The sequence below is a fragment of the Roseobacter sp. HKCCD6576-2 genome (assembly GCF_013179285.1).
Classification (GTDB): domain Bacteria; phylum Pseudomonadota; class Alphaproteobacteria; order Rhodobacterales; family Rhodobacteraceae; genus Rhodophyticola; species Rhodophyticola oceani.
In genome coordinates, this window is the sequence record NZ_WVNW01000001.1 from 344,752 (window position 1) to 365,286 (window position 20,535).

Consider the following 20,535-nt stretch of genomic DNA (forward strand, 5'->3'; position numbering starts at 1 on the left):
ACGTGATCGCCTCAGATACTACCTTTGAGGCTCTTGGCACCGTGATAGGCACCTGAATGCGATTTTTCCGACGCTCCGTTGTGGGCCTGTTCCTGATTTCTCTGACCGTGGGCCTGCTCGCCTGGGCCGGAAACACGGTCTATTCCGCGCTTCAATCGCGGTGGGCGGAGGAGGGACGCCCGGGGGCAGCGCGCGAGCGCGTGTTCACGGCAGAAGTCCGCAGCTTGGAGCCGCAGACGGCCACGCCTATTCTCACGGCTTTTGGCGAGGTGCGCAGCCGCCGGGCCTTGGAGTTGCGCGCCCCGGCCCAGGGTCTGGTGGTTGAACTGGCTGACGGGTTTGAGGATGGCGGCGCGGTGGAGGCCGGGCAGCTCTTGCTCCGCATCGACCCTGCCGAGGCGCAATCGGCCCGCGACACCGCCGCCGCCGATATGCGCGAAGCCGAAGCAGAGCTGCGCGATGCCATCCGAGCATTGGATTTAGCTCAGGAGGATGTGACCGCCGCGCAAACCCAGGCAGAGCTGCGCGCGCGCGCTTTGGTCCGGCAGCAAGACCTCGCAGAACGCGGGGTGGGCAGCGCCGCCGCGGTCGAGACGGCGGAACTGGCCGCCGCCACCGCGGATCAAGCCGTTTTGTCCCGCCGTCAGGCCCTTGCGCAGGCCGAGGCACGGGTGGATCAAGCCGGCACCGCGATTGACCGGCGGCGGATCAGCCTGACCGAAGCGGACCGGGTTTTGGCCGAAACCGAATTGCGCGCCGGGTTCTCCGGCGTTCTGGCAGAGGTCAATGTGGTCGCGGGCCGTTTGGTCAATCGCAACGAACAAATCGCGCGGTTGATTGATCCCGAAAGACTCGAAGTCGCGTTCCGGGTTTCGACGACGCAATATTCCCGCCTGTTGGATGATGACGGGCAGCTGCCCAGGCTGCCCGTGACGGTTGTGCTTGATGTGTTTGGCCTTGATGTCACCGCACCGGCTGTCCTGACCCGCGAGAGCGGCGCGGTTGAAGAGGGGCAATCGGGCCGTCTGCTCTTTGCACAGCTGCAGGAAGTCCGTGGGTTTCGCACCGGCGATTTCGTGACCGTGCAGCTTGAGGAAGCGCCGTTGGACAATGTCGCCCTTCTGCCCGCGACTGCGGTGGATGGCGACAATCGCGTCTTGGTCCTGGGTGCGGAGGACCGGCTGGAAGAGGCGCAGGTGACCTTGCTCCGGCGGCAGGGCGACGATGTGATCATCCGCGCGCCGCCGCTCCATGGTCGAGAGGTCGTTTTGGCCCGGACGCCAGTTCTGGGCGCGGGCATTCGGATCAACCCGCTGCGGCCGACCGAAGGTGGTGAGGCCGAAACAGCGCCGGAGACCGTCGCGCTTGATCCGGATCGCCGCGCCCGATTGATTGCCTATGTCGAAAGCAACGCCTTCATCCCTGCGGATGTGAAAGAGCGGATGCTGCGGCAGTTGAACCAAGACGAGGTGCCGGCCCGCATGGTGGCGCGTATCGAAGCGCGGATGGGGAGCTAGCGCATGCGGCAGCTTCCGGCCAGCACGGGCGGTGTCCTGTCATACTTCACCCGGCACCGGACGGCGGCAAACCTGCTGCTTGTCACCCTGATTGTGTTGGGGCTCTCCGCCTTCCCAAACATGCGGGCGCAATTCTTTCCTGATGTCGTGGTCGACAATGTGACGGTCACGGTCACCTGGGACGGCGCAGGCGCCGAAGATGTGGACGAAGCAATCGTCGCGGTGATGGAGCCGCGTTTGTTGGTCGTCGAAGGCGTCACCGAATCGAGCTCCACCGCGCGGGAGGGCAGCGCGACGATCCGGCTGGAGTTTGAACCCAGTTGGGATATGGGCCGCGCGGCGGATGATGTGCAGGCGGCTGTCGATACGATCTCCGATTTGCCAGAGGATGCCGATGACCCGTCGGTCCGCCGTGGGGCCTGGCGCGACCGGGTGACCGATGTGGTGATCACCGGGCCGGTGGGTGTCGAGCAGATCGGGCGCTTCGCCGACGAATTTGTCGCGCGCCTCTTTGCCGAAGGCGTGACCCGCTCCACTATTCGCGGCGTGGCCGCGCCCGAGACAATTGTCGAAGTGCCGTCTGCGTCGCTGATCCGTCACGATATCTCGATGTCCGAGATTGCGGCCGCGATTGCCGCCGAGGCTGATACGGCCCCGGCTGGCGATGTGGATAGCGCCAATGCCCGCGTCCGCACCGGGACCGCCCGGCGCAGCGCCGAAGAGATTGCGGGGATCGTGCTCAGGACCAACGCTGATGGGTCGACGCTGACAATCGGCGAGTTGGCGCAAGTCAGGACCGAAGGCGTGGACCGGGAACGCGCCTATTTCGTTGGAGAAGACCCGGCGATTTCGGTGCGCGTGGACCGGACCGATCAGGGCGACGCGATTGGCATTCAGGAAACCGTGCAAGCGGTGGCCGAGGAGATGCAGTTGACCTTGCCCGAAGGCGTGGCGATTGAGTTGATCCGCACCCGGGCGGAGTCGATCTCGGCGCGTCTAAACATCCTGCTCGATAATGGTCTGCTCGGCCTTGGCCTAGTCGTCCTGCTCCTCTTCTTATTCCTCAATGCGCGCACGGCCTTCTGGGTCGCCGCCGGTATCCCCGTGGCGATGTTGGCCGCGATTGCGCTGATGTATGTGTCGGGTCTAACGCTCAACATGATATCGCTCTTTGCGCTGATCATCACGCTCGGGATCGTGGTGGATGACGCCATTGTGGTGGGCGAGCATGCGGATTTTCGGGCCCGAACCCTGGGAGAGCCACCCGCTGTTGCCGCCGAAAACGCGGCCCGACGGATGGCGGCGCCGGTTTTCTCCGCGACCCTAACAACGATCCTCGCCTTTGCCGGATTGGTGGCCATCGGCGGGCGGTTTGGCGAGTTGATTGCCGATATTCCCTTCACGGTGATTGTGGTGCTCGCCGCCAGCCTCGTTGAATGCTTCTTGATCCTGCCCAATCACATGGCCCATGCGCTTGCACATTCCGCGAAAGAGCATTGGTATGATTGGCCCTCACGACAGGTGAACAAGGGGTTTGAGTGGGTCCGCGACCGGCTGTTCCGCCCGGCGATGGGATGGGTGATCAAGGCGCGTTATCCGGTGGTCGCGGCAGTGATCCTGGTGCTGGCAAGCCAGATCGCCGTGTTCATACGCGGCGATGTCAACTGGCGTTTCTTCAACGCGCCAGAACTGTCCAGCGTCTCAGGCAATTTTGCGATGTTGGATGGGGCCAGCCGCGACGACAGTTTCGCGATGATGCGCGAGATGCAGCGCGCCGCCGACACTGTAGCGGCGCGTTATGAGGAAGAATACGGCGCGAACCCGCTGCTTTACGTGTTGTCCGAGGTTGGCGGCACAACCGGGCGTGGCTTGGCGGCGGCGGATAACAAAGACGCTGATCTTCTGGGCTCCATTGCGATTGAACTGATCGATGCCGATCTTCGGCCCTATTCCTCCTTCCAGTTTGTTGCCGATTTGCAGGACGAAGTGCGGCAATTGCCGCTGACCGAGGCGGTTTCGTTTCGTGGCTGGCGAGGCGGGCCAGGCGGGGATGCGCTGGATGTGCAGCTTTTCGGGGCCGAAACCGATGTGCTGAAAGCTGCCGCCGAAGCGGTGAAAACGGCGCTGATCGGCTTCCCCGAAGTCTCGGCCCTGGAAGACAGCTTGGCGTATGACCGCGAAGAGCTCAGCCTTGAATTAACACCGCAAGGCCAGGCGCTTGGCTTCGAGATTGGCGAGTTGGGCCGCGTGTTGCGCAATCGATTAGGGGGGATTGAGGCGGCCACTTATCCTTCCGGCATTCGCACCGGTGCGATCCGGGTGGAACTGCCTGAGGGTGAACTGACAGCGGATTTCCTCGATCGAACGTTGCTCCGCGCCTCAAGCGGCGAATATGTGCCGCTGGCCGATATCGTCAGTGTCAGTGCACGAACCGGGTTTTCCACCATTAATCGCGAGAATGGGCTGCGGATTGTATCGGTCACCGGCGATCTGTCCGAAGATGACCCGGCCCAGGCCGAGGCGATCATGACCGAGCTGCGCGAGGTGATCCTGCCGCAAATCGAGGCGGATTTCGGCGTTGGCTGGCTTCTGTCCGGTCTCGCCGAACAAGAGCGAGATTTCCTGAACGATGCGTTGCTTGGGTTCGCGCTCTGCCTGATCGGGATTTACCTGGTTCTGGCCTGGATCTTTGCGAGTTGGGCCCGGCCCGTCGTTGTGATGGCGATCATTCCCTTTGGCCTGATCGGGACGATTTACGGACATAACGTTTGGGATATTCCGATGAGTATGTTCACGGTTGTGGGCCTGATCGGGATGACCGGGATCATCATCAACGATTCCATCGTTTTGGTGACCACAGTGGATGAATATGCCGAAGAACGCGGCCTGATCCCGGCAATCATCGATGGCGCGACGGACCGGCTCCGGCCAGTGCTTCTCACGACGCTCACGACGGTTTTGGGCTTGGCGCCGCTTCTCTTCGAGGGCTCGCAACAGGCACAGTTCCTGAAGCCCACGGTGATCACGCTGGTTTATGGCCTTGGTTTTGGCCTGATCGTGGTCTTGCTGGTGGTCCCGGCGATCCTGGCGATGCAGCAAGACGTGGGCAAACGGATGCGGGCGTTCCGGCGTGTGGTGCGCGGCTCTGGCCGCATCCCGGTGGCGAGCGCGTCGCTTGTTGGACTCACTGTGGCGGTCGCGTTGCTCTTTGCGGGCACGTTGGGGGCGCTCATCATCACTGGCGAAGTGGCTGCACCATTGGCGGCTATGGTGCCACTTGGCGCCAACATGGCGATGGGCGCTTTGATCGTTTTCGTCTTGGGGACAGCGCTTTTGTGCCTTGTCGCCTGGCTGGCGGCCGTCCTGGTCCATATCATGGCCAGCCGACGGCAAGCCTGATCAGCCGGTACAGCCCTGCAGCTCAACGGCCATACGGGTGCCCAACACGGTGATCCGAAGATCGGACCGGTCCATTGCAAACGGTCCAGCATCGGGCGGCACCACATCGGCGACGGCTGTGACCAGATCGCCGTCACGATGCGACGAGGTTTCGGAAATCCAAATCCCGGGATCGGAGAGTTCGAAGACAACCGTCTCATCATTGCCAACGGACGGCACCCGCATCTGCGCCTCGACCCTCAGCCCGTCCGAGATCGGGGTGATCTGGCATGTCGCGCTGCCCGCACCTGCCTCCGCACGGGTCAAGGGCCGATCCGCCAGAGCCGCGGCAATCGATGGATCACGGTTACCTTCCGGTGGCAGGAGCCCGTCTAAATCCAATGTCACGGGCATACACACATCCAGACACACGCCCAGATCAAGCCGCCCATCAACCTCGACCGCGCCATCGTCGGAGAGGGACAATTCAACAGGCAGGATCACGTCGTCGCGATAGCCGATGCTGCGCATGCCATTGGTGAAAAACACTTCCGGTCTAGGCCAGTGAATTTGTAAACCCTCGACACTGCTCGATGGATCGAGCCTGAGCCGAGGTGGGATGCCACCTTCGCCGGGCGCGCGCCAATAGGTCTTCCAACCGGGCGCCATGGTGATCTGAATCGCAGCCATATGACGCCCATCGTCGGTTCGCCACCCTTCCAGCAGACGCACCTGCACCACATCATCAGCGCTCCGCCCCTCAAACTGCGCTGACGCGGGCGTTGAGACGGCCAACGGAACGGCGGCCAGGGCCGCTCCGGCCAAGGCGGAGAAGAAAGATCGATTCGTCATACGGTCTGACCTATGCAGTTGCGCCTGAAATGCAAAATCACGTTTAAGCGAATGATCGCTGCCCTGCGGCAAAACCGGGCTTGAACCGGGCGTCCTTCGGCCACATGCTGACCCCATGACCATTGAAACCGTGCCCAGTGACCTGACCGGCCAGTTGTTGATCGCCATGCCGGGGATGGGCGACCCCCGATTTCATGGCAGCGTTGTGTTTCTCTGCGCCCATTCCGAGAGCGGCACGATGGGGCTGATCGTCAACAAGCAGATCACCGAGTTGAGTTTCGCCGAGATGCTGGCGCAGTTGGAAATCCCCAGTGCCGCGCCGCCGGATTTCCCGATTTGCTTTGGCGGCCCCGTCGAAACCGGGCGCGGATTTGTCCTGCACTCGGCGGAATATGCACCGCGCACCCGCGATGCGGCAGAGGATGGAACGCTCCGGGTCGATACACGGTTTTCGATGACGGCCACGCTGGATGTGTTGCGCGACATGGCCGAGGATAAAGGGCCGAAACAGGCCTTGTTGGCGCTTGGTTATGCGGGCTGGGGCCCTGGGCAATTGGAAAGTGAGATCCAGCGCAACGGGTGGCTGACCTGTGACGCATCGCCGACACTGGTTTTCGGCCAACGGATGGATGGGAAATGGGAGGCGGCCTTGGCGAGCCTTGGCGTCGACCCCTTGATGTTGTCATCTGAGGCCGGGCACGCCTAAGGCGCGGCAGCCCTGCGCAGCCGGTCGTTGATGGCGCGGCCGAGGCCGGTTTCCGGCACGGGGGCGACATGGATTACGGTTTTGCCTTGAGTTCGGGCCAAGGCGTCGGCCTCATGTAAGACGCGGAACAGCGCGGCGGCCGCCTCGACCAGATCACCGGACTCCGACAGGGCAAGATCGCCGCCCTCCGCTTCAGTGAAGCCAACCCGGACGGCAGACATGTCATCAAGCGGTGCGTTCAACTGCATCGGAACGGATGGCGCGTAGTGGCGGCTCAACTGTCCCGGTGCTTCGATCCGCCCTGGGGTCGTGTCGGTGATGAGCGGCCCGGTCAGAGGTTCGATCGCTTCCCGAGGCAAGCCGCCCTCGCGTAAGAGGCGGGTGCCGGCATCGCTTGGAGCTAAGATCGTGGATTCGAGGCCGACCGCGCAGGGTCCCGCATCCAAAACGGCCGCGACACGATCGCCCAACCCGTCAATCACATGCGTTGCTGTCGTCGGGCTGATCTGACCCGAGGGATTGGCGGAAGGCGCCGCAATCGGGCCGTCAAACGCCGTCAAAACGGCGCGTGCGGTCGGGTGGGCCGGCAAGCGGATCGCCACGGTGTCGAGCGCCGCTGTCACCAGGGGCGAGAGTCCATGATCCGGTTTGAGCGGCAGCACAAGCGTCATCGGGCCGGGCCAGAACGCCTGCGCCAGATCCCGCGCGCTGTTCGACAGTTCGGCGATTTCTGCCACCGCGTCCAATCCGGGCAGATGCACGATCAACGGGTTGAAGCGTGGCCGCCCCTTTGCCTCAAAAATCCGGGCGCAAGCCGTATCATTGCGCGCATCACCGGCCAGCCCATAGACCGTCTCCGTCGGGATCGCGACGAGTGCCCCTTGCGTCAGCAAAGCAGCGGCGCGGGCGATTCCCTCGCTATCTTCTAGAAGAATTTCGGGCTGGCTTTGCGGCATCTGTGACGTAACGTATCGGTTGAAGGGAGCGGTGCTGGTTTCCTAGCTACCGCGAAAGACAAGGCCGTCGGGACATATCGTGCCCTGCCCGTCGGCGCAACGCAGCCTCTCGACCAGGAGAATATGCCTATGTCCTATCGTGCCCCAGTCTCTGAGTTTGAGTTTCTGATGAGCCATGTCGTCGGCATGGATCGCGTCGCCGCCACCGACCGCTTTGCCGAGGCCACGCCCGACACGGTCCACGCGGTTTTGAGGGAGGCTGGCAAAATGGCCGAGGAAGTCCTGGCACCGCTGAACCGCGCCGGAGACCTGACGCCCGCGCGGCTGGAAAACGGCGTCGTGCGCACCTCGCCCGGGTTTGCCGACGGCTATCGCGCGATTGCCGAGGGCGGCTATGTCGCGATCTCGGCCGACCCGGAATATGGCGGTTTGGGCCTGCCGATGTCGGTGACGACCGCGATCAACGAGATGATTGCTTCGGCCTGTTTGTCGTTGCAGTTGAACCCGCTGATGACGCAAGGCCAGATCGAGGCGCTGGAGAACCACGCCAGTGATGAGATCAAGGCGCTGTACCTGCCGAAGCTCGTTTCGGGAGAATGGACCGGCACGATGAACCTGACCGAACCGCAAGCCGGATCGGATGTGGGCGCACTGCGCAGCAAGGCGGAGCCGAATGGCGATGGCACCTATGCGGTGACAGGGCAGAAGATTTACATCTCTTGGGGGGACAATGATTTCACCGAGAATGTGTGTCACCTGGTCCTCGCGCGTCTTCCCGATGGTGGGCCGGGGACAAAGGGGATCAGCCTATTCTTGGTGCCGCGCGACCTGCCGACTGAAGGTGGCGGGGCTGGCGTGCGGAACAGTCTCAAAGTGGTGAGCCTTGAGCATAAGCTTGGCTTGCACGGCTCCCCCACGGCGGTAATGCAATATGATGGCGCCACCGGCTGGTTGGTCGGGGAGGCGCATCAGGGCATGGCGGCGATGTTCACAATGATGAACAACGCGCGTCTCGGTGTGGGCGTACAAGGCGTAGGGGTTGCCGAGGCCGCCTATCAACACGCGCTGTCTTATGCGATGGAGCGTAAGCAAGGCCGCAGCCCCGAGGCGGGCACCGAGACGATCCTGGGCCACGCCGATGTGCGCCGCATGTTGACCGCGATGAAGGCCGAGACCTTCGCCGCCCGGGCATTGACCCTTGACCTGGCGGTGGCGATCGATCTGGCCCATGCGACAGGCGATGCCGAGATGGCGGCGCGCGCGGCCTTCCTGACGCCGATTTGCAAGGCCTATGGCACCGATACCGGGATCGCGGTTGCCGATGCGGGCGTTCAGGTCCATGGCGGCATGGGTTTCATTGAAGAAACGGGCGCGGCGCAATATCTGCGCGATGTACGGGTGACGGCGATTTACGAAGGCACCAACGGTATCCAGTCGATGGATTTGGTGGGTCGGAAAATGATGGATGGCGGGGCCGAGGCGCGGCTGATCTTGGATGAAATCGCGGAGACGGCGGCGGCCAGCGAGATGGGCGGCGCGCTGACTGAGGCCGTCGTTGCGTTGCGCGCCGCGACTGAGAGCCTGGTCGAGATGGAGATGAACGACCGCTTTGCCGGATCGGTGCCGTATCTGCGCGCCTTCGCCTTGGCGCTTGGTGGGCACTACCATCTGAAAGCCGCGATGGCCGACCCTGATGGACCACGCGCGCGGCTGGCGGCGAGTTTCCTGAACCGGCAATTGCCCGAACTCTATGGGCTTCTGGCGCAAGTTCGGCTTGGCGCGGCAGATCTCTATGCGCTCAGCGACGACGATCTCGTCGCGTGATCCACTACCCTTATGACACCGCGCCTGAGCCTGGCGCGGCGATTGAACTCGCCGATGGCGTGCTTTGGATTCGTTTGCCGCTACCGATGGCGCTGGATCATGTGAATGTCTTTGCCCTTCGCGACGGCGCCGGATGGGCATTGGTCGATACAGGATTTGATAGCCGCCGCAGCCGGGCGATTTGGGCCGAAATCCTCGCCGCGCCGCTCGGGGGCGACCCGATCACCAAAGTCATCGCCACACATCACCACCCCGACCATATCGGCTTGGCCGGATGGTTCATGGGGCAGGGGGCCGAGTTGATCACAACGCGCACGGCCTGGTTGATGGCGCGGATGTTGATCTTGGATGAACAGGCGCGGCCCACGGAAGAAACGCTCGACTTCTGGCGCGCCGCCGGGATGGCACCCGATATTCTGGCCAAACGTGCGGCGGAGCGGCCCTTCAACTTCGCTGATATGGTCCACCCTTTGCCGCTTGGCTACACCCGGATTGCGGAGGGTGACGTGATCCAGATCGGCGGACGGCACTGGCATATCCGCATCGGGCACGGCCATGCGCCGGAACATGCCACGCTTTGGTCGGTCGAGGACAATCTGGTGCTCGGTGGCGATCAGCTTTTGCCGTCGATCTCTCCCAATCTAGGGGTCTATGCAACTGAACCCGCCGCCGACCCGGTGCACGATTGGCTGGAAAGCTGCGAAGCTTTCCAGCCCTTTGCCGCCGAGGATCATTTCGTTCTGCCGGGTCATAAACTGCCCTACACGGGCCTGCCTGATCGGTTGCGTCAGTTGATCGATAACCACCATGGTGCACTGGATCGGCTGCGGGAGCATCTCGGCACGCCGCGCACCGCCGCGGAGTGTTTCGCGCCGCTCTTCAAACGGAAAATTGAAGAGGGCACCTATGGATTGGCTCTGGTCGAATCGCTGGCACATCTAAACCATCTTCTTGCTCTGGGAGAGGTCACGCGCGAGAAACGGGCGGACGGGGCATGGGTTTGGCAGCGGGAGAACTGATAATGGCGAATGAGATCATGACTTCGGCTGAAGCGATGGAGGGCGCGGCGCTCCCCGAAGCAGGCGCGGTGCACTGCGACCCAAATGCGCCAAGATCGGCAGAACAAATCCCCTTGCCTGGCCCGGTGGCGCAAAAGCCGGTGGATCAGAAGTCCCCTGCCGAATGGGCTTATGAGCGGATCATCCTCTATATCAAGAATTTCGAGGAGCAGCTTGATGCCGAGCATGAGGCCGCCATGGGTTTTGCCGGCAGTGATGCAGGCGTGCTTCGGATCGAAGGTATGGGGTTTTTCGCCCCCGATATTGTCACCTTCTATGGAACCGATGGGGCGGGGCTGAAAACCCAACTGATCCAGCATGTCAGCCAGCTTAGCGTGACCATCCGCGCCTTGCCAAAAGCCGCCCCCGACGCGCCGGCCCAACGGATCGGATTTCGGCTGGCCGCCGATCTGACGGATGAAACCTGATCCTGCGGCGCTTTGCACCTCGTGACAGACCAAAGGAAATCGGCTATCGCGAGAACAGCGATTTGGACCGGTACGATGGAGACGACTGATGGCCGAGCAACAGCACAAACATGGTGAGATGGACATCACCGATCAGGAGAAGACCTTCGAAGGTTTCATCCGCTGGTCGGTGATTGTTGGTCTGTTTAGTCTCGGTGTTATTGTTTTCCTGGCACTATTTGCACGATGACCCTGCGCAAAGCGGGTGCGCTTCTCGCCGCGCTGATGGCTCTTTCGGCTTGCGGGGCTGAGTCCGTTTGGGCACCTGAGGAAGCTGTCGCGCGCGCCGCCTACGTGCCCGAAGGTCCTGCGACGGTGACCTTGCTCACCGCGATCAACAACCGCTCCGGATCGGGTGGGCATTCCGCGCTCTTGATCGATGGCGCCCAACGGCTGCTGTTTGATCCGGCGGGAAGCTGGCACCATCCGAATGTGCCTGAGCGCAACGACGTGCTTTATGGAATGTCGCCGCAACTCTTTGGTTTCTATATGGATTACCATGCGCGCGAGACCTATCACATGGTCGTGCAAGAGGTCGAAGTTTCGCCAGAGGTTGCCGCGCAACTGTCTCGCGCGGTGCAAGAATATGGGGCCGTGTCGCAGGCCCAATGCGCGCTGTCGATCTCGCGTATCCTGAGCGCGACACCGGGATTTGAGAGCGTCGGAACGGGCTGGTTTCCAAACCGGATGATGAATCGGTTTGAAGAGTTGCCCGGCGTTCGGACCAGCCAAGTCTTTGATGATGATTCGGACGACAATCTCGAGCTGCTACAGGCCCAAGGCCGGGCTCAGCTTTATCTGCCCGAAGAGTTCGGCGGCTGAACAAAGATAAACCCCCGGGCCAGGCGGCGCGGGGGTATCTCATGTGGCAATCGAAACTGCCGGTTCGCAATGTCAGGAAATGCTTAGAGCATCCCTTCGCGCTGCGCCTTTTTCCGAGCCAGCTTGCGTGCCCGACGGATCGCTTCCGCCTTCTCGCGTGCTTTTTTCTCAGACGGCTTTTCGTAATGTTGCTTGAGCTTCATTTCCCGAAAAACGCCTTCGCGCTGCAGCTTTTTCTTCAGGGCCCGAAGCGCCTGATCGACATTGTTGTCGCGAACACTAACCTGCATGTGGTGTCACCACCTTCCTAAGTTTGAGTTGCAAGAGATTGCAGGAAGTGGCCCTATAGCAAAGGCCCCAGAACTTGTCCAGTAAGTGCGCGGGCCCCTTTTCGTGGAGTGAGCGATGGAAGATGTGAAGGATCGATTGATCGACGCCGCCTTGGATCATGTGCCTTTTGACGGCTGGTCCGAGGTCACGTTTCAGGCCGCGATTGCGGATACCGGGGTTGATGAGGTCAGCGCCCGGGCGTTGTTCCCGCGGGGTGCCGTTGACTTGGCGCTTGGGTTTCACAAACGGGGCGACAACGCACTGCGCGAAGCGCTGCGGGCGGCGGACTTGTCCGAGATGCGGATTCGCGAGCGGATCACCTTTGCCGTTCGGACCCGGCTCGAGTTGGCCGAAGCGCATAAAGAGGCGGTGCGCCGCGGTTCGACCCTGTTTGCCTTGCCGATTTACGCTGCCGACGGTGCGGCGGCGGTATGGAGCACCTGCGATACGATCTGGGACGGGTTGGGCGACCCGTCGGACGACATCAACTGGTACACGAAACGCGCGACGCTCTCCGGCGTCTACAGTTCGACGGTACTTTATTGGCTCGGCGATCACTCTGAAGGCCATGCGGCGACATGGGCCTTTCTGGATCGGCGGATTGAGAATGTCATGCAGTTCGAGAAGCTAAAGAAACAGGTGAATGACAACCCGGTTTTGAAACCATTTCTGGCTGGTCCCAACTGGCTGTTGAGCCAGGTGAAAGCCCCTGCCAAGATGCCCCGTGTGGACCTGCCGGGCAGTTGGACCGGACGGGGGAATACCGACACCTAAGAAGGAAGACCAAATGCCCTTGCCCTCCGTGATGCGCGCCGTTGAGATCAGCAGCCCCGGAGGGCCGGAGGTGTTGCACTTGGTCGAACGCCCGGTGCCTGCGCCGATGGCGGAGCAAATCCTGATCGCGGTGGATTATGCCGGGGTGAACCGCCCCGACGCTCTGCAACGCGCGGGCAACTACGCGCCGCCGCCGGGGGCCTCGGATTTGCCCGGGCTTGAGGCGGCGGGGACCGTGGCGGCTGTTGGGCCGGGGGTCACAAAATGGGCTGTGGGCGACCAAGTCTGTGCGCTGTTGCCGGGCGGTGGCTATGCAGAATTTGTCACCACACATCAGGATCATGCCCTGCCCGTGCCAAGCGGCATGGCGATGGACCAAGCGGCAGCGCTTTGCGAGACGTTCTTCACGGTCTGGTCCAATGTCTTCATGCGCGGCGGGCTCAAGGGTGGCGAGCGGTTCTTGGTTCATGGCGGGTCCAGCGGGATCGGGACGACCGCGATCCAACTGGCCAATCACTTTGGTGCCCGGGTCTTCGCCACCGCAGGCTCGGCAGAGAAATGCGCCGCGTGTACCGCGTTGGGGGCTGAACGTGCAATTAATTATCGCGAGGAAGATTTTGTCGATGTTTTGCGGGCCGAGGGCGGGGCGAACCTGATCCTCGATATGGTCGGCGGTGACTATATCCCGCGGAATATCAAGGCGCTGGCCGATGATGGCCGCTTGGTGCAGATCGCCTTCCTGCAATCGCCGAAGGTTGAGATGAATTTTGCCCCGCTGATGGTCCGGCGGTTGACCATGACCGGCTCGACTTTGCGTCCACAGAGCGACGCGGCCAAGGCGGATATCGCCGCGGACCTGGCCACGCATGTCTGGCCGCTTCTGGATGCTGGCCGGATCGCGCCAGTGATGGACAGCGAATTCGCCCTGGAGAATGCGACGGCAGCTCATGCGCGGATGGAGAGCAGTCAGCATATCGGGAAGATCGTGTTGAAAGTGCGTTAATCGCCGCGCTCTCAGCGGTCTCCGAATGCTTGCCACCCCTGAATCCAGCGGGTCACCGTCGTCAACAGGCAGGCGGCGGCGAAGATGTAGGCCAAGGCGGGGAAGAGCTGTGGCCAAAGGCAGATCACGACGAACAGCAGGATTGTCTCGAAGCCTTCTGTCAGGCCGCCGAGATAGTAGATCCCCTTGGTCGGGTAATCCTCGGCCTTCAACTGGCGTTTGGCCGCAATGATCGAGAAGGCGAGAAAGCTGGTGCCTGAGCCGACGAAGGCGGTGACCAAGACGGCGGCCGGTAAGGCGTTCGTGTCGGGATCGGCGAGCGCAAATCCAAGCGGGACAAGCGCGTAAAACACAAAGTCCAAGGCGATGTCCAGAAATGCGCCCCGATCGGTTGGCTGGGTCAATCGCGCCACCGCCCCGTCCAGCCCATCGGCCAGGCGGTTCAAAAGGATCAAAGCCAGCGCAAGACCGTACCAGCCAAAGGCAATTGCCGGCAGCGCCAATGCCCCAATGGCGAAGCCGGTCACAGTAATATGGTCCGGCGAAATGCCAGCCCGTCGCAAGAGTTGCGCCGGTGGTGTCAGCAATCGGCGTTGCAGGGGGAGAAGGGCGGCGTCGATCATCGAAGGTCCGGATGCGGCGCCGCGCAGATGGCGGCTATTGATCCGCCGCAACCTGACGACCTTGCCATCGGCGCGCAAGACACGATCTCGCGCGCCGTTCGTGAGCGGTGGGCCTTGTCTTACATCGACAAGACTTCCGCGACCTCGACCGAGCCGCCATCTTCGATGATCGGGCACCCTTCGGCCATCTTCGCAGCCTCGGCATGGTTGGCGGCGTCGACCATGGAATAGCCCGAGATCGGATTGGCGCCACCATCATCCGCCGTGCCACTCGCGGAGACGGTTTTGGACAGTCCGACGGGCGCGCCGCCATCGACCAACTTGGCCCCGAGACCTTCCATCCAGGCCCCCCAGGCCGCCATCACGCGCTGCTGCTCTGCTTCGGATTCGGGTTTCGACCCGCCGTGATACACATAAATGAACTTCGACATACTCCGTCCTCCAGGTTGGTTAGCCCGCAACAAGGGCTTCGAGTTTGTTGAGCGTGGATTGCCAGCCACCCATATGCCGCGCGGCGGCCTCCTCATTCGGCAAATCGCGATGCGAGAGGGTGAGCGTTGTGCCGCCATCGGGCGTCGGGGCGAGCGCGATCACCACATGACTTTCCGGGCCGCGTTGATCCGCCTCGTCATGCCAGGCCCAGGTGAAGCCCACGGACGTGCCTGCCGTCACATGCGTGACATGACCGGAGACCTTGTAGGGTTGGCCGTCCGGCGACACCATTACCGAGGACCATGGGCCGGTTGTGCGGAGGTCAAGCGGACCCTCGGACACGGTAAACCCCTCCGGTCCCCACCATTTCAACAATTCTGCGGGCTGTGTCAGGGCTTCAAATACGCGGGCCGGTGGGGCCGGCAACTGGCGGGTGATTTCGAGATCTGGCATGAGGTTTAGTCCTCGTCCGGGGGGCTGAGATGGTGAGTGAGACGGTCGAGGCTCGCCGTCCAAAACTCGCGGCGGCCAATGCTCCATGTGGCGATGGTTTGGAGCGCCTCGGGATTCGCGGAATAGATTCGCCGCTGCTTGTCGATCTCGCGATGGACCAATTCGGCGCTGTGCAGCACTTTCAGATGTCGTGACATCGCGGGGGCGGAGATATCGGCCAGCGCCCCGAGATCACCGGCGCTTTGCGGGCCGACCTCGATCAGCCGGTTCATAATCGCCAGGCGGGTTGGGTCGCCAAGGGCCGCGAATCGCGCCGCTAGGGGGTTGTTAGTTCCATTCATAGTTAATTAACATATAGGTTAATTAGAATGCGTCAAGTAAGATCAGCTTTCGACGGCGCGCAGCAAGGCCACAACCTCGCCCAAATCCGTCATCTCGCGATAGCGATCAAAGCCTTCCGGCGGTTCCGCATGTTCCAGCTCCCAGGTGAGCCCATGGGGGATGTAGACGCCCCAAGCACCTGCCTCCAAAGCTGGGATCACATCGGATTTGAGCGAATTGCCAATCATCATCGCGCGGTCGGGGCCGTCCCCGTATCTTGCGAAGGTGGTCTGATAGGTCGCTTGGGTTTTGTTCGAGACAATCTCGACGCCGTCGAAGAAATCGCCCAAGCCCGATTGCGCCAGTTTACGCTCCTGATCCAAGAGATCGCCCTTGGTGATCAGGACAATCGTATGAGTCTCCGCCAGCGAGCGCACGGCGTCCTCCGCATGCGGCAGAAGATGAACCGGATGGGCCAACATATCTTGCCCCGCGGCGAGCAGTTCGGCGATGACTGAGGCTGGCACGGCTTGATCCGTCACCTCAATCGCCGTTTCGATCATCGACAGCATGAAGCCTTTGATCCCAAAGCCATAATGACCCAGGTTCCGCTTCTCAGCCTCCAACAGCCGATCATAAATATGATCGCGGTCCGTGTAATCGGCGAGCAACTCGGCAAAACGCTCCTGCGTCAGCCGATAGAAGCTTTCGTTCTGCCAAAGTGTGTCATCGGCGTCGAATCCGATGGTTTGTAATCCTTTGGGCATGGTTCCTAGCTTGAGCCTCTTTTATGAATCGGCAGAGGCCCTATATACTGCGGCCTGACACGTGGCATAAGCCCCGCGGGAGACCTGATGCAAAGCCTAGCCTGGACGATGATGGCCGACACCCCTGATGAAGGGGACGAGACCAGCGTCATCACGAAGACCAAGCCCAAGACCGAGCGGCCACCTTTGTATAAGGTGCTGCTTCTGAATGATGACTACACGCCGATGGAATTCGTCGTGCACGTTCTTGAGCGGTTTTTCGGCATCACCCATTCGCAAGCGGTGGAGATCATGCTGACCGTTCATAAGAAAGGTGTGGCTGTGGTTGGCGTGTTCTCTTACGAGATCGCTGAGACCAAGGTGGCCCAGGTAATGGATTTCGCCCGGCGTAACCAGCACCCACTGCAATGCACGATGGAGAAAGAGGAATAGGCCGCGCCTGTTCTGGCTCATGACCCCTGACAGATGGACCCTGGCGCTGGAGAGCGGCGCGTTGAGCCTGCCCGAGGAGGGGCGGGTCTTGGTGCTGCGCGCGCGGGCCGATGCGGACTTCGCGGCTTTGGGTGAGGTAACGGCGATCCAGGGTTTCTATCCAGATCACCAGAGGTTGGGCGCGCGGGGCATCCCGGTTGAGATCGCGCCAGAGGGCCAGTTTGACGCCGCTTTGGTGCAGATCGTGAAATCGAAACCGGAAAGCTTGTCGCTGGTGGCCGAAGCTTTGGCACATGTGCGGCCCGGCGGGCTGGTCCTCGTCGATGGGCAGAAAGCCGAAGGGATCGAAAGCATCTTGAAAAACGTGCGAGGGGCACTGCCCGTCGATGACGTGCTTTCGAAATCGCACGGCAAACTGTTCTGGCTGGCCCGGCCAGAGGCCCTGCCTGAAGCGGTCTTAGACTGGGTGGCGGAGCCGCAAGAGGTTGAGGGCGGCTATATCACTGCGCCGGGCGTGTTTTCGGCCGATGGGCCAGACCCGGGGTCAGAGTTGTTGATCGCGCTTGTGCCACAGTTGAAGGGCCGGGTCGCCGATCTCGGCGCGGGGTGGGGCTATATCGCGGCGGAGCTTTTGGCCGAACAAGAGAGTATAGTCGAGATTGATCTGATCGAGGCGGAACACGCGGCTCTGGAAGCCGCCAAGGCGAATATCGACGACCCGCGTGCCAATTTCATCTGGGGCGACGCCACCAGCTACCGCCCCGAAACACTCTATGACGCCGTGGTGTCAAACCCGCCCTTCCACTCCGGGCGCGAGACCGACCCAGGACTGGGCCGCGCCTTTATCGCAAATGTGGCGCACATCTTGAAACCATCGGGGCAGTTTTTCATGGTGGCCAACCGCCATTTGCCCTATGAGGCCGCGCTGAAAGACCATTTCGGAACCGGCAAGATGCTGGCCGAAATCCAAGGCTACAAACTCTATCAGGCGGCCAAGCCCAAACGGGCCAAGCCCTGAGCAGGAGACGTCAGACATGACTCTTTCGATCCAAGGCAAGACTGCGATTATCACCGGTGCCGCCAATGGCGTCGGCCTGGCGATCGCCCGCCATTTTCTCGAACGCGGTGCCAATGTGATGCTGGCCGACCGGGACGAGGCGCGGCTGGTCGATGAATGCGGCAATCCCGAAGAGCAATCCGAGAATGCGAAATACTTCGCGGGCGATCTGCGCGAAAAACTGACGGTGGCCAATCTGCTCTCGGCTACTATTGATGCTTTTGACCGGGTCGACATTCTGGTCAATGCCAGCCGTCAGATGATGACGACCGACCCACTGGACCCGCAAGAAGGCTCGGTCGAGACGCTGTTGGATCAGAACATGTTCACCGCGCTGCGCTTGAGCCAATCGGTGGCCAAACGGATGATCCAACAGGCCGAAGACGATGATGTCGAAGAAGGGGTGATTGGCTCGATCATCAATATCTCCTCCATCGCCTCGCGCCGCACGCATCCCGATCTTCTTGGCTATTCGATCAGCGCCGCGGCGCTGGATCAGGCCACACGGAGCCTCGCCGTGGCTTTTGCGCCGCACCGCATTCGCGTCAACGCCGTGGCCTTTGGCTCGCTGATGTCGGCGAGCTTGAAAGACAGCCTGAGCGAGACCGATGGTCTCCGCAAAGAGATCAAGGAATGCACGCCGTTGGGCCGGATCGGTTCGGCCAAAGAAGTGGCCGGCGCGGTGCAGTTCCTTGCTTCGGAAGGGGCCGGGTTCGTGACGGGCGAGATTTTGACGGTCGATGGCGGGCGGACCTTGCTCGACAGCGTCACCAAAGCTGCGCATTAGAGGCCCCGAGATGCCATTCCACCCCTTCGCGGTTGAGCAGTTCCTGTCCGAAATGGAACACGGGGTGCGGTTCAATTTCTCCGAAAGCGGTGTGCACCCGATGAGCTATGCCGCGCTCTTCGCGATGGCGCAGATCGATACGGAGGCCCTCTTCGAGACCCTCGTCGATTACCCGCAGGTGAACGGCTTCGACCTGCTCCGCGCGCGGATCGCGGCCGTTTATGATGGGGCGACGCCTGAGAATATCCTCGTCACGGTCGGTGCGAGTGAGGCCAACACCTTGGTTGCAACCACCTTGCTGGAACCCGGTGACAACATGGTGGTGTTTCGGCCCACCTATGAGCAGATGGCAGGCAACGCGCGCAATCTCGGCGTGGAGGTTCGCACCGTCGACCTGATTGAGGCGGAAGGCTGGTCCATTGACCAGGATGCGCTGGCGACCGTGGTCGATGGCCGCACGAAAATCATCCATGTGGTGAACCCGAACAATCCGACAGGGTGTGTCCTGTCAGATACGGATCGCGCGGCGATCATCGCGGCGGCGGAGCGCGTCGGTGCCTGGATCGTCGCCGATGAGGTCTATTCAGGGACCGAGCGGGCCACGGATACGGCCACACCCAGCTTCTGGGGGCAATCTGAACGGGTCATCGCGATCAACTCTATGAGCAAAGCCTATGGGTTGCCGGGCTTGCGTCTCGGCTGGCTTGCGGCGCCCGCAGATTTGATTCCCGCGTTTTGGCGGCGGCATGAATATGCAACGATCTCGGCCAGCATGATGTCGATGAAACTGGCCGAATACGCGCTGGCACCGGTGACGCGGGCCAAGCTGACCGAGCGGGCGCGGGGCCTAATCCGGCGCGGGTTCGATACGTTGACCGAAGCGCTGGCGGAGCATCCCGGCGTGTTTTCCGTGATCCCGCCGCAAGCCTCGGCCATGTCCTTCGTGCGCTTCGACTTGCCGCTTGGCTCCGAGGCCTTTGCCGGACGGCTCCTGAAAGACCAGGACGTTCTTGTCATCCCCGGTGCCCGGTTTGGGCGCGAGGGTTATTTCCGGTTCAGCTCCGCTCTGCCCGAGGCGCATCTGCGCGACGGGCTTGACCGATTGAACGCGGTGACAGCGGATATCCTGAAAGGCTGACGGCGCTCGGTGCCGTCACAATGATCTTACTAAAACGTCGGGAGAGACGATCCGACGTTAGGGCTGATCGTCTTCCTCGTCCTCGTCATCGCTTGCATTGGGCAGGTTAAAGAGACTGTCCGCATCGACCAAGGTCTCCTCGGGCTTCTCTTCCTCGTCTTCGGTGCCGGTGAGCGAGAAGGTTTCCAGCCCTGAAATGGCACTCGGCATTTTCGGTTCCGGATCCATACCAAGCGATTGCTCGGTGGAGACCAGCTTGCGCCGCTCCTCATCGCTCATCACCTCGCCATCTTTGGCTTTCTTGGCATTGGCTTTCTGCACGGCGGCGTCCAGTTCGGACTGTTTGCAGAGGCCAAGGGCAACCGGGTCAATCGGCTGGATGTTGGAGATGTTCCAATGGGTCCGCTCGCGAATCGACTGGATGGTTGGTTTCGTGGTGCCGACAAGTTTGGAGATTTGCCCATCGCTCAGCTCGGGGTGGAACTTCACCAACCACAGGATCGAGGCAGGCCGATCCTGCCGCTTCGATAGCGGCGTGTAGCGCGGCCCACGGCGCTTTTCCTCGCCCACAGCGGCGGCGTTGAACTTCAGCTTCAGGTTATAGATCGGGTCGGCTTCGGCCTTGGCGATCTCTTCCTGCGTCAGCTGATTATTCGCAATCGGGTCAAACCCCTTAACACCGACCGCCACATCGCCATCGGCAATGCCTTGGACTTCCAATTCATGCAGTCCGCAAAACTCGCCGATCTGGCGGAAGCTGAGCGTCGTGTTGTCCACCAGCCAGACGGCGGTGGCTTTGGCCATGATCGGTTTGTTCATCTCAGGGCTCCTCATAGAT

The 20,535-nt window shown here is 61.7% G+C and carries 23 protein-coding genes; 14 read left to right on the forward strand and 9 right to left on the reverse strand.

The features are described from left to right. Nucleotides 1–56 precede the first annotated feature (56 nt). Together GTF44_RS01725 and GTF44_RS01730 are read left to right on the forward strand one after the other, a co-directional pair. Nucleotides 57–1,517 carry an efflux RND transporter periplasmic adaptor subunit gene (locus tag GTF44_RS01725; RefSeq protein WP_171557068.1) on the forward strand — a complete coding sequence of 487 codons (1,461 nt, stop codon included), beginning with the start codon at nt 57–59 and terminating at the stop codon, nt 1,515–1,517. A 3-nt stretch (nt 1,518–1,520) separates the two neighbouring features. Beyond that, nucleotides 1,521–4,916 carry an efflux RND transporter permease subunit gene (locus GTF44_RS01730; protein ID WP_171557069.1) on the forward strand — a complete coding sequence of 1,132 codons (3,396 nt, stop codon included), beginning with the start codon at nt 1,521–1,523 and terminating at the stop codon, nt 4,914–4,916. Here the strand turns inward: GTF44_RS01730 and GTF44_RS01735 are convergent, their stop codons facing one another. Beyond that, the gene (locus GTF44_RS01735) at nt 4,917–5,747 is read right to left on the reverse strand and encodes a protein-disulfide reductase DsbD domain-containing protein (RefSeq protein WP_171557071.1); all 831 of its coding nucleotides are present in this window, start codon (nt 5,745–5,747) and stop codon (nt 4,917–4,919) included. A gap of 115 nt (nt 5,748–5,862) precedes the next feature. On the opposite strand from GTF44_RS01735, the gene GTF44_RS01740 reads away from it, so the two are divergent. Continuing rightward, a complete protein-coding gene (locus GTF44_RS01740; protein WP_171557073.1) occupies nt 5,863–6,453 on the forward strand; it encodes a YqgE/AlgH family protein in 591 nt (196 codons plus the stop codon). On the opposite strand, the gene GTF44_RS01745 is transcribed toward GTF44_RS01740, so the two are convergent. Beyond that, nucleotides 6,450–7,409, reverse strand: coding sequence for an L-threonylcarbamoyladenylate synthase (locus GTF44_RS01745; RefSeq protein ID WP_171557075.1), 960 nt, complete (start codon nt 7,407–7,409; stop codon nt 6,450–6,452). The two genes, GTF44_RS01740 and GTF44_RS01745, sit on opposite strands and share 4 nt — an antisense overlap. A gap of 129 nt (nt 7,410–7,538) precedes the next feature. On the opposite strand from GTF44_RS01745, the gene GTF44_RS01750 reads away from it, so the two are divergent. The 5 genes from GTF44_RS01750 to GTF44_RS01770 all read left to right on the forward strand — a co-directional run bounded on the left by GTF44_RS01750 (nt 7,539) and on the right by GTF44_RS01770 (nt 11,580). Beyond that, nucleotides 7,539–9,233: an acyl-CoA dehydrogenase gene (locus tag GTF44_RS01750; RefSeq protein WP_171557077.1), complete on the forward strand. Its 1,695-nt coding sequence runs from the start codon at nt 7,539–7,541 to the stop codon at nt 9,231–9,233. Beyond that, complete coding sequence (locus GTF44_RS01755; RefSeq protein WP_367383353.1) at nt 9,230–10,252, forward strand: MBL fold metallo-hydrolase; 1,023 nt, start codon at nt 9,230–9,232, stop codon at nt 10,250–10,252. Before GTF44_RS01750 ends, GTF44_RS01755 begins: the two co-directional genes overlap by 4 nt. A gap of 2 nt (nt 10,253–10,254) precedes the next feature. Next, nucleotides 10,255–10,719 carry a DUF6173 family protein gene (locus GTF44_RS01760; protein ID WP_145212921.1) on the forward strand — a complete coding sequence of 155 codons (465 nt, stop codon included), beginning with the start codon at nt 10,255–10,257 and terminating at the stop codon, nt 10,717–10,719. Nucleotides 10,720–10,807: 88 nt separating this feature from the next. Continuing rightward, on the forward strand, nt 10,808–10,948 hold the full coding sequence (locus tag GTF44_RS01765; RefSeq protein WP_145212918.1) for an aa3-type cytochrome c oxidase subunit IV: 141 nt from the start codon (nt 10,808–10,810) through the stop codon (nt 10,946–10,948). Beyond that, nucleotides 10,945–11,580: a hypothetical protein gene (locus GTF44_RS01770; protein WP_171557078.1), complete on the forward strand. Its 636-nt coding sequence runs from the start codon at nt 10,945–10,947 to the stop codon at nt 11,578–11,580. The genes GTF44_RS01765 and GTF44_RS01770 overlap by 4 nt, the downstream gene beginning before the upstream one ends. Before the next feature lie 83 nt (nt 11,581–11,663). Here GTF44_RS01770 and rpsU read toward each other — a convergent pair whose 3' ends face one another. Next, nucleotides 11,664–11,870, reverse strand: a complete 207-nt coding sequence (gene rpsU / locus GTF44_RS01775) for a 30S ribosomal protein S21 (protein ID WP_071673777.1) — start codon at nt 11,868–11,870, stop codon at nt 11,664–11,666. 115 nt (nt 11,871–11,985) lie between these two features. On the opposite strand from rpsU, the gene GTF44_RS01780 reads away from it, so the two are divergent. Then, nucleotides 11,986–12,684 (forward strand): COQ9 family protein, encoded by a 699-nt coding sequence (locus GTF44_RS01780; RefSeq protein ID WP_171557080.1) that lies wholly within the window; start codon nt 11,986–11,988, stop codon nt 12,682–12,684. 19 nt (nt 12,685–12,703) lie between these two features. After that, complete coding sequence (locus tag GTF44_RS01785; protein ID WP_171558546.1) at nt 12,704–13,687, forward strand: NAD(P)H-quinone oxidoreductase; 984 nt, start codon at nt 12,704–12,706, stop codon at nt 13,685–13,687. An 11-nt stretch (nt 13,688–13,698) separates the two neighbouring features. Here the strand turns inward: GTF44_RS01785 and GTF44_RS01790 are convergent, their stop codons facing one another. From GTF44_RS01790 to GTF44_RS01810, 5 genes are all read right to left on the reverse strand, one after another. Next, complete coding sequence (locus GTF44_RS01790; RefSeq protein ID WP_171557082.1) at nt 13,699–14,310, reverse strand: CDP-alcohol phosphatidyltransferase family protein; 612 nt, start codon at nt 14,308–14,310, stop codon at nt 13,699–13,701. A gap of 119 nt (nt 14,311–14,429) precedes the next feature. Beyond that, entirely contained in the window at nt 14,430–14,741 is a 312-nt protein-coding gene (locus tag GTF44_RS01795) for a YciI family protein (RefSeq protein ID WP_171557083.1), read from the reverse strand. Between the two features lie 19 nt (nt 14,742–14,760). Continuing rightward, nucleotides 14,761–15,195: an SRPBCC domain-containing protein gene (locus GTF44_RS01800; RefSeq protein ID WP_171557085.1), complete on the reverse strand. Its 435-nt coding sequence runs from the start codon at nt 15,193–15,195 to the stop codon at nt 14,761–14,763. A 5-nt stretch (nt 15,196–15,200) separates the two neighbouring features. Beyond that, nucleotides 15,201–15,536, reverse strand: a complete 336-nt coding sequence (locus GTF44_RS01805; RefSeq protein WP_171557087.1) for a helix-turn-helix transcriptional regulator — start codon at nt 15,534–15,536, stop codon at nt 15,201–15,203. 42 nt (nt 15,537–15,578) lie between these two features. Next, nucleotides 15,579–16,283, reverse strand: coding sequence for an HAD family hydrolase (locus tag GTF44_RS01810; protein WP_171557088.1), 705 nt, complete (start codon nt 16,281–16,283; stop codon nt 15,579–15,581). 87 nt (nt 16,284–16,370) lie between these two features. Between GTF44_RS01810 and clpS the strand changes: the two genes are divergently transcribed. Genes clpS through GTF44_RS01830 form a run of 4 tightly spaced genes read left to right on the forward strand, consistent with a single transcriptional unit; the run spans nt 16,371 to nt 19,697 of the window. Then, complete coding sequence (gene clpS / locus GTF44_RS01815) at nt 16,371–16,715, forward strand: ATP-dependent Clp protease adapter ClpS (RefSeq protein WP_145212891.1); 345 nt, start codon at nt 16,371–16,373, stop codon at nt 16,713–16,715. 19 nt (nt 16,716–16,734) lie between these two features. Continuing rightward, complete coding sequence (locus GTF44_RS01820) at nt 16,735–17,733, forward strand: class I SAM-dependent methyltransferase (RefSeq protein WP_171557090.1); 999 nt, start codon at nt 16,735–16,737, stop codon at nt 17,731–17,733. A 16-nt stretch (nt 17,734–17,749) separates the two neighbouring features. Further along, the gene (locus GTF44_RS01825) at nt 17,750–18,559 is read left to right on the forward strand and encodes an SDR family NAD(P)-dependent oxidoreductase (RefSeq protein WP_171557092.1); all 810 of its coding nucleotides are present in this window, start codon (nt 17,750–17,752) and stop codon (nt 18,557–18,559) included. A 10-nt stretch (nt 18,560–18,569) separates the two neighbouring features. Next, nucleotides 18,570–19,697, forward strand: coding sequence for an aminotransferase class I/II-fold pyridoxal phosphate-dependent enzyme (locus tag GTF44_RS01830; protein ID WP_171557094.1), 1,128 nt, complete (start codon nt 18,570–18,572; stop codon nt 19,695–19,697). 57 nt (nt 19,698–19,754) lie between these two features. Here GTF44_RS01830 and GTF44_RS01835 read toward each other — a convergent pair whose 3' ends face one another. Then, nucleotides 19,755–20,516 carry a DUF1013 domain-containing protein gene (locus tag GTF44_RS01835; protein WP_171557096.1) on the reverse strand — a complete coding sequence of 254 codons (762 nt, stop codon included), beginning with the start codon at nt 20,514–20,516 and terminating at the stop codon, nt 19,755–19,757. Between the last annotated feature and the right edge of the window lie 19 nt (nt 20,517–20,535).

What these genes read in the sequence shown, in the direction of transcription:
- GTF44_RS01725 (WP_171557068.1), top strand. Translation starts at nt 57, where the DNA reads ATGCGATTTTTCCGACGCTCCGTTGTGGGCCTGTTCCTGATTTCTCTG.
- GTF44_RS01730 (WP_171557069.1), top strand. Translation starts at nt 1,521, where the DNA reads ATGCGGCAGCTTCCGGCCAGCACGGGCGGTGTCCTGTCATACTTCACC.
- GTF44_RS01735 (WP_171557071.1), bottom strand. Translation starts at nt 5,747, where the DNA reads ATGACGAATCGATCTTTCTTCTCCGCCTTGGCCGGAGCGGCCCTGGCC.
- GTF44_RS01740 (WP_171557073.1), top strand. Translation starts at nt 5,863, where the DNA reads ATGACCATTGAAACCGTGCCCAGTGACCTGACCGGCCAGTTGTTGATC.
- GTF44_RS01745 (WP_171557075.1), bottom strand. Translation starts at nt 7,409, where the DNA reads ATGCCGCAAAGCCAGCCCGAAATTCTTCTAGAAGATAGCGAGGGAATC.
- GTF44_RS01750 (WP_171557077.1), top strand. Translation starts at nt 7,539, where the DNA reads ATGTCCTATCGTGCCCCAGTCTCTGAGTTTGAGTTTCTGATGAGCCAT.
- GTF44_RS01760 (WP_145212921.1), top strand. Translation starts at nt 10,255, where the DNA reads ATGGCGAATGAGATCATGACTTCGGCTGAAGCGATGGAGGGCGCGGCG.
- GTF44_RS01765 (WP_145212918.1), top strand. Translation starts at nt 10,808, where the DNA reads ATGGCCGAGCAACAGCACAAACATGGTGAGATGGACATCACCGATCAG.
- GTF44_RS01770 (WP_171557078.1), top strand. Translation starts at nt 10,945, where the DNA reads ATGACCCTGCGCAAAGCGGGTGCGCTTCTCGCCGCGCTGATGGCTCTT.
- rpsU (WP_071673777.1), bottom strand. Translation starts at nt 11,870, where the DNA reads ATGCAGGTTAGTGTTCGCGACAACAATGTCGATCAGGCGCTTCGGGCC.
- GTF44_RS01780 (WP_171557080.1), top strand. Translation starts at nt 11,986, where the DNA reads ATGGAAGATGTGAAGGATCGATTGATCGACGCCGCCTTGGATCATGTG.
- GTF44_RS01790 (WP_171557082.1), bottom strand. Translation starts at nt 14,310, where the DNA reads ATGATCGACGCCGCCCTTCTCCCCCTGCAACGCCGATTGCTGACACCA.
- GTF44_RS01795 (WP_171557083.1), bottom strand. Translation starts at nt 14,741, where the DNA reads ATGTCGAAGTTCATTTATGTGTATCACGGCGGGTCGAAACCCGAATCC.
- GTF44_RS01800 (WP_171557085.1), bottom strand. Translation starts at nt 15,195, where the DNA reads ATGCCAGATCTCGAAATCACCCGCCAGTTGCCGGCCCCACCGGCCCGC.
- GTF44_RS01805 (WP_171557087.1), bottom strand. Translation starts at nt 15,536, where the DNA reads ATGAATGGAACTAACAACCCCCTAGCGGCGCGATTCGCGGCCCTTGGC.
- GTF44_RS01810 (WP_171557088.1), bottom strand. Translation starts at nt 16,283, where the DNA reads ATGCCCAAAGGATTACAAACCATCGGATTCGACGCCGATGACACACTT.
- clpS (WP_145212891.1), top strand. Translation starts at nt 16,371, where the DNA reads ATGCAAAGCCTAGCCTGGACGATGATGGCCGACACCCCTGATGAAGGG.
- GTF44_RS01820 (WP_171557090.1), top strand. Translation starts at nt 16,735, where the DNA reads ATGACCCCTGACAGATGGACCCTGGCGCTGGAGAGCGGCGCGTTGAGC.
- GTF44_RS01825 (WP_171557092.1), top strand. Translation starts at nt 17,750, where the DNA reads ATGACTCTTTCGATCCAAGGCAAGACTGCGATTATCACCGGTGCCGCC.
- GTF44_RS01830 (WP_171557094.1), top strand. Translation starts at nt 18,570, where the DNA reads ATGCCATTCCACCCCTTCGCGGTTGAGCAGTTCCTGTCCGAAATGGAA.
- GTF44_RS01835 (WP_171557096.1), bottom strand. Translation starts at nt 20,516, where the DNA reads ATGAACAAACCGATCATGGCCAAAGCCACCGCCGTCTGGCTGGTGGAC.